The organism is Natronomonas sp., from assembly GCF_046710025.1.
Classification (GTDB): Archaea; Halobacteriota; Halobacteria; order Halobacteriales; family Haloarculaceae; genus Natronomonas.
Genome location: NZ_JBKEGK010000081.1, coordinates 1 through 10,456, shown reverse-complemented (window position 1 = coordinate 10,456; position 10,456 = coordinate 1). Strand labels below are relative to the sequence as shown.

General features: G+C 62.9%; 11 protein-coding genes. 7 read left to right on the top strand and 4 right to left on the bottom strand.

Annotated elements, in window-relative coordinates; genetic code table 11:
- Window positions 1-118 precede the first annotated feature (118 nt).
- The 3 genes from ACI944_RS07340 to ACI944_RS07330 all read left to right on the top strand — a co-directional run bounded on the left by ACI944_RS07340 (window position 119) and on the right by ACI944_RS07330 (window position 1,116).
- Window positions 119-430, top strand: coding sequence for a CGCGG family rSAM-modified RiPP protein (locus ACI944_RS07340; RefSeq protein ID WP_411718402.1), 312 nt, complete (start codon window positions 119-121; stop codon window positions 428-430).
- Window positions 431-553: 123 nt separating this feature from the next.
- Window positions 554-790, top strand: coding sequence for a DUF2249 domain-containing protein (locus tag ACI944_RS07335; protein WP_411718401.1), 237 nt, complete (start codon window positions 554-556; stop codon window positions 788-790).
- Window positions 787-1,116, top strand: a complete 330-nt coding sequence (locus ACI944_RS07330; RefSeq protein ID WP_411718400.1) for a cupin domain-containing protein — start codon at window positions 787-789, stop codon at window positions 1,114-1,116. Before ACI944_RS07335 ends, ACI944_RS07330 begins: the two co-directional genes overlap by 4 nt.
- Before the next feature lie 97 nt (window positions 1,117-1,213).
- On the opposite strand, the gene ACI944_RS07325 is transcribed toward ACI944_RS07330, so the two are convergent.
- Both ACI944_RS07325 and ACI944_RS07320 read right to left on the bottom strand, forming a co-directional pair.
- Window positions 1,214-2,311, bottom strand: coding sequence for a hypothetical protein (locus ACI944_RS07325; protein WP_411718399.1), 1,098 nt, complete (start codon window positions 2,309-2,311; stop codon window positions 1,214-1,216).
- Between the two features lie 119 nt (window positions 2,312-2,430).
- Window positions 2,431-3,066, bottom strand: a complete 636-nt coding sequence (locus ACI944_RS07320; RefSeq protein WP_411718398.1) for a helix-turn-helix domain-containing protein — start codon at window positions 3,064-3,066, stop codon at window positions 2,431-2,433.
- A 157-nt stretch (window positions 3,067-3,223) separates the two neighbouring features.
- On the opposite strand from ACI944_RS07320, the gene ACI944_RS07315 reads away from it, so the two are divergent.
- On the top strand, window positions 3,224-5,701 hold the full coding sequence (locus tag ACI944_RS07315) for an efflux RND transporter permease subunit (RefSeq protein WP_411718397.1): 2,478 nt from the start codon (window positions 3,224-3,226) through the stop codon (window positions 5,699-5,701).
- Window positions 5,702-5,791: 90 nt separating this feature from the next.
- Here the strand turns inward: ACI944_RS07315 and ACI944_RS07310 are convergent, their stop codons facing one another.
- Entirely contained in the window at window positions 5,792-6,193 is a 402-nt protein-coding gene (locus ACI944_RS07310; RefSeq protein ID WP_411718396.1) for a MoaD/ThiS family protein, read from the bottom strand.
- Between the two features lie 173 nt (window positions 6,194-6,366).
- Here ACI944_RS07310 and ACI944_RS07305 point away from each other — a divergent pair, with 173 nt between their 5' ends.
- A complete protein-coding gene (locus ACI944_RS07305; RefSeq protein ID WP_411718395.1) occupies window positions 6,367-6,786 on the top strand; it encodes a universal stress protein in 420 nt (139 codons plus the stop codon).
- A gap of 179 nt (window positions 6,787-6,965) precedes the next feature.
- Here the strand turns inward: ACI944_RS07305 and ACI944_RS07300 are convergent, their stop codons facing one another.
- A complete protein-coding gene (locus tag ACI944_RS07300) occupies window positions 6,966-7,475 on the bottom strand; it encodes a universal stress protein (RefSeq protein ID WP_411718394.1) in 510 nt (169 codons plus the stop codon).
- A 327-nt stretch (window positions 7,476-7,802) separates the two neighbouring features.
- Between ACI944_RS07300 and ACI944_RS07295 the strand changes: the two genes are divergently transcribed.
- Both ACI944_RS07295 and ACI944_RS07290 read left to right on the top strand, forming a co-directional pair.
- Entirely contained in the window at window positions 7,803-9,065 is a 1,263-nt protein-coding gene (locus tag ACI944_RS07295; RefSeq protein WP_411718393.1) for an acyl-CoA dehydrogenase family protein, read from the top strand.
- A gap of 1 nt (window position 9,066) precedes the next feature.
- On the top strand, window positions 9,067-10,347 hold the full coding sequence (locus ACI944_RS07290) for a hypothetical protein (protein ID WP_411718392.1): 1,281 nt from the start codon (window positions 9,067-9,069) through the stop codon (window positions 10,345-10,347).
- Window positions 10,348-10,456: the final 109 nt, after the last annotated feature.

Below are 10,456 nucleotides of genomic sequence, written 5' to 3'. Positions count from 1 at the left end.
GTTCGGACGGATCACCGGGGTGTGCTGTCGGAGCAATAGCGCCAGCGAGGCCGCCTCACCGGCGTCGACGAACACGTTCGGGGCAATGGATTGGATCACGAGGGACCACGTTGTGCGTATGACCACGGCACGCGATTCGATCGAGCCCGTGACCGATCGTATCCACGATACCTCCTGGTCGGCCAACCTCGAGAAACCGGCCTACGCAGACAACGAGGACGCAGTCGTCGAAGGGGCGATCGAGGCAGTCGAGCACACGGCCGCCGGCACCCATGTCAATCTGGTCACCCACGGCGATCACGGCCACCCATCGGGGTATCTGTATCTGACACTTGAGGAACGGTTCGGGCACACGATCGAATACGAGCACATCGACCAGTGCGGTTGTGGCGGACACGTCACGAAGGTCACCGTCGACCGCGAGCCCTGATCATCGAGCGCAGGTCCCGGTCCCGACGCGAGCGCTGATCGTCGGACGTGAGCCTTGATCGGGCGTCGCCTCCGAACATATTCGGCGGAATCCGGAGGATCGTTCACACTCAAACCCGTATCGATGCCAGCAACGAAACTCGACCTCAGGGAGACGCCGCCGAAGGAACGCCACCCGAAGATCCACGCGGCCTTCGAGAATCTCGCGGCCGGTGAGACGCTTCGGATCGTCAATGACCACGAGCCGAAGCCGCTGTTCTACGAGTTCCAGGCGGAGGTGCCGGCCTTCGACGCCGACGGCTACGACTGCGAACGGGTCGAGAAAGACAAGTACGTCGCCGACCTCCCGAAGCACGCATGAGTGACGACGCAGACGGCGCCGTCGGCCTCGAACGGGCGTCGCTCCCGGAACTCGACGACGAGGGGCGGGCCACACTCTTCGAGGGGGAGCCGAGAACGGTTCGGCTCGCGCTCGAGGCCGGCGAGTCGATCCCCGCCCACCAACACCCGGGGCGGGACATCGTCTTTCACGTCCTCTCGGGGCAAATGGAACTGACGCTTGCCGGCGAGACGATATCGCTCGGGAGGGGCGATGTCGTTCGGTTCAACGGCGCACAGGACATCTCCCCGCGCGCCGAGACCGACTGCGAGGCGATGTTGGTGCTCGCGTCCTCGGCCTCGGAGTAGCGATCGAATCGGGCCCGGGCCCGGCTACCGATCGGAACAGGAGCGGCGGGGAGCGGCGGGGAGCGACCCCGACGAACGGCGGATTTCGCGTCCGACGTTATACCGAGTGCCAGCCGATCCCGCTTGGACGCGCCGGAGCGTCAAGGGGGCTCGTCGGCCGCACGTGATCGGGGGCCGGCTTGTAGTAGGCGGGCGGCGCGAGGTCGTTGTGGCCCCCCGGATACAGAAGCGATGCGAGCGCTTGGGAGTGTGCCCGGCCGGCGTCGAGTTCAAACATACCGCCACCATAGAGATCGATGCCGCGTTCGATCGCGATATCGAGAACCCGACAGAGTGACTCGAGCGTCCCGAACCGACACGGTTTGATATTGAGGGCGGCGGGTTTCCAAGGCAACGCCGTCAGGCTCTCGACGCCCGTTATCGGAGCGTCCCAGCTGATCCGGTCGGCGTGTGCCTCGAGAATCGGTCGTGTCGCATCCGTTAGCGTCGGGTCTTCGATCGTCGCGGTCGGAAACAGCTCGAAGAGCCGCCGGTAGAGCGCCGGATCGGCGGGCGCACCGACATCGTCGCTGTACTGTCCCTTCAGATCGAGCACGCGGACCGCATCCGTCGCCGTGAGTTCGGAGAGCAACGCATCGCTCGGGTCAGCGGGGACATCGATCTTGAATTCGAGGGTCGGATCGGGTTCACGAAGGCGGTGTAGGGGCTCGATACTCGGCGGGTCGCCCAATTGCGGACTCACGACGAACCGTACCGGCTCGTATGTCCGATCGAGTGCCGACGCCAGCGTCTCACCGGCCTGTTTGAGTGCCAGATCCAGGGCTGCGCTCTCGACCGCCCAGCGGCGGTTCGGCCCGTCGACGGCCTGTGACGGAGGGGCCGCCCCCGATTCGTCGTCGAGGCGAGCGCTGACTGTTTCGACTGTGTACGTCCCCGAGGGTAGCGCCAATCCCTCCGCCCGGAGTCGCTCGTGGGACTCGACGTCCGGTGTAACGTCCTCACCGAACCCGACGTGGCTGTCGCCATGCAGTTCGATGACGGTTCGCTCGAACGCCCGTTTGTCCGTCTCGATCCGTTTTTCATCGAGCGCGACACCCTCGATGGTGAGCGGAAGCGACCGGACGGCCCCGTACAGTCCCGACCCGCTATCGGCTCCGGCCCGTGAGCCGACGTTCCAGCCGCTATCTCTGTCCATACCGTCGGTACGTGCTCGACCCGAAAGTAGGTATCTGTGTCCGTCGGTCGGCTGTTCGTGTTCCGGTGGGCATCGGCGTCATCGAGCACAGCGGCCGGGCTGTCCTCCCACCGATCGTATCACGCGTCGGGGTCGATACATCGCTCGACGAGTTTGCCCTCCGCCCGGTGGAGCAGATCACTGCACGTCGCTTTCGTGATCCCGAGCGACCCCGCGACCGCGGCCTGGGTGGCCTCCCTCGGCGTGTCGTAATAGCCGGCCTCGAACGCAGTTGCAAGGGCCTCCCGCTGCCGTGGCGTCAGGAGGGGGTCCTCGTCCGGATTGGGGAACGACTGGACCGACTCGACATCGTACGTGATCCCAAGTTCGTCGAGTTCATCGGTCAGTGCGGAGAGTTTGTCGTCGGACGCGGACACCTCCCAGGAGGCGACACCGTCCGCGATGACGAACGGCGTCCGAAGCGGGACGCCGGCCCGGGAGACGGGCCGGAGCAGCGCTGGCTTATCGGTCTCGAGTTGGACTACGGTCTTCGAGCCGTCGTTCCACAGCAGGTCGAGGCCGGTGATCTCCGGGGCGTCGTTCGCCCCGGCGAGGACCTCAACCACGTCGCCGCCCTCGATCTCGAAGAGTCCGGTCGCGGTGCCGTCGTCGTACTGGGTGGAGATGACCCGGAACGTGACCTCGGGGTGTTCGGCCGAGGCGTTCGCGATCCACATCTCCGCCGGGATCGAGACGGCAATCTTCGCGAGTGGCATGCGTTTACCTCTTTGTTGTCGCCTTGGCGGCGTTGTATACGAACATGTTAGAATGGTACTGACATGTCCATAAAAAGGGTTAGGGTACCGCGACGGGTCTCTCCGACAACGTGGGTAAACACGCCGACAAGCGGGCGGCCGATCCTGTGTCGGGACGATGAGCGACGAACACGCGCTCGTCTCGGCGCTGAGCGAGCAGATCGTCGAGCACCCGGCCCGGATCGTGGTCGCGTTTTTGCTGCTCACCGCGGGCTTTGCGACCGGGATCAGTGACATCGAGGTGGTCGGCGGCGCGGAGCAGTTCTCCGAGGACGTCGACGCCTACGCCGTCAACGAGGACGTCGAGGAGACGTTCCAGCCGTCGTTTGCCACCGCCGAGGACACGACGCTGTTGATACAGGAAGGGTCGGACGTCCTCTCGAGGCCGGAACTGCTTCGGATGCTCCGCCTCCAGGTGGCGTTGGCCGAGCGGCCCTCCCAACGCGTGACGGATATGACAAGCCCTGCAGGACTGATCGCACAGGAGCTAGATCCCACAGTGACGACGCCCGAGGATCGCCTCCGGGCGGTTCGGCTGGCCGGCAACACGGAGATACGGCGGGCCATCCGGGCGAAGCGAAACGATCCGACGTTTCGTCGACTCGTCGGCGAGGATTTCAACGCCCGATCGGCCTCCACATCGGCGGCGATCGGAACCGTCACCCACGACGCGAGGGACGACGATGCGGTTTTCGAGGAGATACAGTTCGAGACGCGGCGGGTCGCGAACGCTGTCGGGGGCGACATCCGCGTGTTCGGGTCGGGGATCACCGACGCCGAGAGCATGCGCGTCATCCAGGATTCGCTGTCGGCGGCGATCCCCGCGGTCGTCGTGCTCCTGCTCGCGTTTCTGGCGATCGCCTACCGGGACCCGTTCGATCTCGCGTTGGGCGTCCTCGGGCTGGCGATGTCGCTCGTTTGGACGTTCGGCTTCATCGGCGTCTCCGGCATCCCCTTCACGCAGTTGCAGATCGTCCTGCCCCCGTTGTTGATGGCCATCGGCGTGGACTTCGGGATCCACGTGACGAACCGGTACCGCGAGGAGATCACGGACGACTCGGGAACGGTCGCCGAAGGGGCGGCGGCGCTCGAGGGGGCGATCCGCCGGACGGTCGCGCCGCTAGCGGTCGCGTTCTTCATGGTCGTGACGACGTCCGTGATCGGGTTCTCGGCGAACATGGCCAGCGGGCTCTCACCCATCGCCGACTTCGGCCTCGTCGCGTCGGTCGGCATCGCCGCCGTGACACTGATATTCGGGATCTTCCTCCCCGCGGCAAAGCTCCTGCTCGAGCGGCTTCGGCGTCGAAGCCGGCTCCCGTTGTTTGTCTCGACGCCGCTCGGGTCGGAGGACTCCCTGCTCGGTCGGCTCCTCCCGTTGCACCTCTCGGTGACGAATCGGGTACCGATCGCCTTCCTCCTCGTGGTGGCGTTGACGACCGGGATGGCCGGCTACTACGGACAGGACGTCGGATCGTCGTTCGAGGACGACGATATGCTCCCGCCCGAGGAGTTGCCGGGGTATCTGGCTCATCTGCCCGGGCCGATGGCACCGGGGACGTACACGGTGACGGAGAACCTCAATACCCTCGAGTCGGAGTTCGAAACGACGGCTGAGGACACGGTCACGATATACCTACAGGGACCGCTCTCGGAATCCCACGCCCTCGAATCACTGCATCGGGCGGGCGCGGACCCGCCCCCGTCGATCGTCGTTTCGGGGGATCGACGGGCGGAATCGAGGAGTATCCTGACGGTTATCGGCCGATACGCCGAGCGGTCCCCGTCGTTCGCCCAACTGGTCGAACGGAGCGATCGGGACGGAAACGGGGTCCCGGAGGCGAACCTCAAGCGGATCTACGAGCACCTCCTGTCGTCGCCGTTCAAGACGGAGGCGCGTCGGTATCTCACCGACGACTACCGCGAGGCCCGGATCGTCTACTCCGTGGAGACGGACGCGACCGATGCGGCGATCACCGCCGACGCCGAGTCGATGGCGGCGGGGTCGTTTCGCGGGACGGCCGTCGAGACGGGGGACATCGTCGTCTTTCAGCGGGTTTCCGAGGAGGTGTACAGTTCGGCTGTCGAAGCCCTCCTGCTCGCGCTCGTACTGTCGCTTTCGTTTTTGACGGCGATGTACTACGGGATCGAGCGCCGGCCCGCGCTGGGCGCCGTGACCCTGGTGCCGATTGTCTCGACGGTGGTGTTTCTGGTGGCGACGATGCGGTATCTGGCGATCCCCTTTAATATGCTGACGGCAACAATCCTGTCGGTCACGGTCGGTATCGGGATCGACTACTCGATCCACGTCGTCCACCGATTCACCGAGGAGTTCGACGCGGGCTACGACGGCCTCGCGGCGGCGCGAATCACGCTGCAGGGGACCGGCGGGGCACTCTTCGGGACGACGCTCACCACGGCGAGTGCGGGCGTGGCGCTGCATTATCTCTCCATCACGCCCATCCTCACTCAGTTCGGAGCGCTGATTGCATTTAGCGTCACGTACTCGTTTGTGACGTCGACGGTCGTGCTGCCGGTCGTGTTGATCCGCTGGTCGCGATGGGGGACCGCCCGCGGGGCGTCGACCCCGACTCAATAGGTCGTTGAGGAGTAACGATCGGTCGGCGGCGGAGCGGTAGCACGCCCGAGCACAAAGGTGTCGGAGATCCGCAGTCGCCGCCGCCACTACTTATAAACAATTCATAAAGGGGTACAGCAACGCGAGGCGGTCGCCGTCTCGGATTTCAGTGTCGAAGCCGTCGATGTGTTCGTTGAACTGGCCGTTGATCGCGACGCGGGCGAACGCCTGGGTTTGCTCGCCTTCAGGGGTTTTGTTCCACGCCTCCGGCGGATCGCCGTTCGTCGGGGCCCACCCATTCGTCGTCTCGGTCCCCGTCTCCGCGATCAACATGTCCGCGACGTCGTACTCCTCGAAGAAGGAATCGAGAAACGCTCGAAGCGTCGATCCGTCGAACGTATGCTTGAAGCTGTGCTCGCCGAGTTTCGTTCTGACGTGGCCCGTACAGCGGACCTCGACAGTAGTCTGAGCGGTCAGTTCCGTCTGCTCGTCGAGATCCGGGTCGGTGCCCATAAACCGACGTATGCAATAATAAATAAAGGTGTTTATGCCGAACCTGTTCGGTCAGGGGCGTTTGCTCCCACAACGTCGGAGGGTTCCGACGGCACTCGGTCACGCGCACCGTCGTCGCATATCCTGAAGCAAGCGAACCACCACTTTATGCGTACTCTGGGTATAGTTGGTACATGATCTCACGGATCCTCGTTCCGATTGACGACTCGGAGATGGCCCAGCAAGCACTTGAGTACGCGATTAATAACCATCCTGATGCGGAGATAACCGTCATGCACGTCGTGGGCGAACCCTCACCGTGGGGAGGGGCGGCCACGTCACTTGCTCTTGAGGAAGATCTTGACGAGGCCGCAGAGGAACGCGCAGAGGAGGTGTTCGATGACGCCCGGGAGCTTGCCGCTGAGTCCGACGTCGAACTCACCACCGAGATTCAGTTGGGGCATCCCGCTCGGGCGATTCTGAACAGAGCCGGTGACTTCGATGCGGTCGTGGTCGGAAGCCACGGCGGCTCGCTGTCTGACCGGTTGGTCGTTGGAAACGTCGCTCAGAAGGTGTTCCGCCGGTCGCCCGTTCCTGTTGTTGTAGTTCGGTGATTACACAGAGCGCCACGGTGGGGACATCGCCCTCAGAGCAAGCTTTCTGAGGTGTGTAGTAGTGCGGTGAGCGCTGACGTGGGTGTGGCGAAGAACCTCTCTCTCAAAACTAATAATCAAAGTAACGAGACACAGTGCGGCTTCTTATTTCGATTCAGGCTGAGGAGGGCGTGGGAAATTTACTCAGGGAGATAAAACTCCGACTTTGGTTTTCTGTGCGGCGATGCGTTCCTGAGTTTGGCAATTTTGGCTGGAGTTCGATCTCGAACGATGACGACATCGTAGGACCCGTCCGTTGCGACAGCCCCCCCTACGCTACCTACTGCTGCAACGAGATGGCCAGCGTTTTCGCTGCCGATAAACACCATTGAGGTGTCTTCGTTCCTTGCCATCTTTCGCAAACGGCCTGCTATAGTGCCGGACGGAGCGGATCGACCCACAACAATGTGGCGGAAGTCAGCACTCGGGCACAACTCGGTCACTTGCTTATGTAGTGTTGAAATGACAGCGTTCAAATCAAACTCGTTGTCCGGTCCGATCCAGCCGCGTTCTCTCGCGTACTCCCCGTTCCCTTTCGGGATTACACTTGCTGCCAACACGTCTTCGTCAAATACGTTCCCGAACTCAGTGGCACGGACGAGCGCCGCTTCAGCCAGTTCAGATCCGTCGAATGGGACAACTAGTGTCATACTTCGGTATTGTCCAATGTGTAGTAATCTGTTTTGCTTCTTCCCACAGAAGAGACGCCAGCGATACGATCAATCCCCAATTAAATACTGGACAGAATCGGGATTTGGGACAATACCGGTTCGATATCGTAAACGATCTGTTCGACTGCGAGTCTCCGGGGGTCCGACGAACTCACCACAACGTACCCAGTTATCTTCGAACGGCGGGAGATCCCGTTCAGTAAGCAGCACGCCTTCGTTGACAGTAACCACCGAATCGGTGGGTGACACTTGATCATCCGACACAGATAGGCAGCTTTTTCTTACTACCTCGCTCATTGGTAACGAATGTCTTCGATCCCGGAGCAACTCGCAGGTGAATTCGAGCCGCCGGAGTCAGTGCGGCCAACTGTCGAGCGTTTGCGTGAATTTATTAGAGACGACGTCGCGGCGATCGAAAAGGAATACGAGGAGTACTTCGGCGACCCGGTGAATCACCTCGACGAGGATGCCAGACTACTCTCAGAGATCCACGAGGCCAAATCGAAGGTTCGGCGACGCTCCGCCGAGGAGGGGCTGTATGCACTTCATCTACCGGAGGAAGTCGGGGGCGGCGGGCTCTCACAACTCGAACACTTTTACGTAATCGAGGAGGTATTCCGATACGGAACCGGACACGGATCGGGGCTGACGAAGTCGGTGCTTGCTTGGACCGAAGGACCCTCAGCACTACTTTTGCACCTAGACGACGATCAACGAGCAGACTGGCTTGCCCCGCTCGTCGAGGGACGAAAGACGGCCTGTATCGGGATCACCGAACCCGGTGCCGGCTCGGATATCGGCGCCATCGAGACGACAGCGAAAAAAGACGGCGACGGCTGGGTGCTCAACGGACACAAACGATACATCACGAACGGCCCCTACGCCGACACGGGGCAGATACTGGCGAAAACCGATCAGGCCGAGGGCGCAGCGGGAATGGCGATGTTCCTCGTCGATATGAACGAAAATCCGGGGATTCGGCCGGGCAAGATCAACACCAACCTCATGATGGATGGGATCACCTCGGATCTCCATCTCGATGACTGCCGTGTCGAGGACCACCAGATGGTTGGGGACGTCGGCCAGGGGCTTCAGCTCGCGCTATCGTGGATCAATTGGCGGCGGATCAATCGTGGCGGGATGTGCGTCGGCATGGGCGAATACCTTCTTGATCGAATGCTCTCACACGTCAAACAGCGAGAGGCATTCGGGAAGTCGATCGGGACCAACCAAGCCGTCCAGTGGCCGATCGTCGAGACAGCGACTGAATTGAAGGCGACCCGGGCGTTCTCGACGCAGCTCATCTCCGAGTATGAGTCGCTCGCGAGCCTCGAAGACCTCCACCAGCCCCAGCAGGCAAAACAGCTCCTTTCGATGCTGAAATACTACCCCGAAGAGCGGCTCTTCGAGTGGTCGGATAAGGCGGTGCAGGTCCTCGGGGGACAGGGGCTCATGCGTGCCGGCGGTGTCGAACGGGTGTTCCGGGTCGCTCGAAACCTCAGGATTCCGGCCGGAGCGACGGAGATACAGAAATCGACGATCGCAAAGACGCTCGGGCTCGGGGAGTGAGATGCGAGGCGACGGCCGTCACATCCTGCTCGTCCTCCTGGACGGCGCTGCCGACCGACCCGCTTCGGAACTCGACGGGAAGACGCCGCTTGAGGCCGCGGAAACGCCGGCGCTCGATCGGCTTGTGGCCGCCGGCATCTCGGGGGTCACCGATATCGGGCCACCGGGGATGCCGATGCCGAGCGATCGCGCTCATGGGCGGCTGTTCGGCTACGATCCGGACGCCATCCCGAGACGCGGTGTGCTTGAGGCTCGGGGGCTCGGCATCGAGGTGTCCGAGACGGATGTGACCTGTAGCGCGAGTTTCGCTCGACTTGGGTCGTCAGCCCACCCCTCAGGGGCGATCACAGATCGATCGCTGTCCGGGAGTCGTGAGCAGTGCCGAAACGACGCCGAAGCGATCGGCGCGTTCGAGACCGACAGCGTCTCCGTGTCGTTCGAGTATACCTGGAAAAATCGGGGCATACTCACACTGGAATCAGAGGCTCCGCTCGATCCAGGCGTGACCGATACTGATCCGTTCGAATCGGGCCTGCCGGTCGTCCGTCCGGAGCCGACAGCGAACGCTGACAACAGCGATGCAGCAGCCCGGACGGCGGACGCGCTGGCGGCGTACACCCGCTGGAGTGTCGAACAGCTCAGTGATGCCGCGAGCGATATCGTTCTCTCGAAGTGGGCCGGCATGCCGACGCAGCCCGAGCCGTTCGCCGAGCGGCACGGAATGGAGGCCGTCTCGTTGACACCGAAGCCGGTGTTAGCCGGGCTGACTGACACGCTCGGGATGGACGTGATCGATCCGCCCGAGGGCTATGACGAGCGCGCGGCGGTCGTTCGCGAAACCCTCGACACCGCGAAGTTCGTCCACGCCCACTATCCCGAACCCGACGAAGTCGCACACGCGGGCACGCCCCTCGAAAAGAAACGCGAACTGGAAGCGATCGATCGGTCGCTCTCCGGAGTGGTCAAGGCCGCCCTCGACAGGGACCTTGTCACCATCGTCACCGCCGACCACACGACCCCAAGTGCTGGCAACGTCGTCCATTCCGGGGAGGCGGTACCGGTCACTATAGCCGCACCGACGGCACGGACCGACGATGTCACGTCCACCGGCGAGCGAAACGCGGTGGCGGGAGGGATAGGGCGGATCGACGGCATCGACGTACTCCGGATCGCTCGCTCTCTCGGTGATCGGGTCCTTCTCGACGGACTCAGGCGAACGCCTAGCGGTGGGACGGTCCCGACAACCGACGTTTGCCCGCTGTTGGAGGAGGATCAGTCGTGAGTGAGCAGCCGATCGAGACCGTTCCGACGCGGTGTGGCTGTGCCGGGAAGACGCCGCTCGATCGGGTTGTCCGGCCGGCGATCGCCGAAATCCGACGAAACGTTCCCGG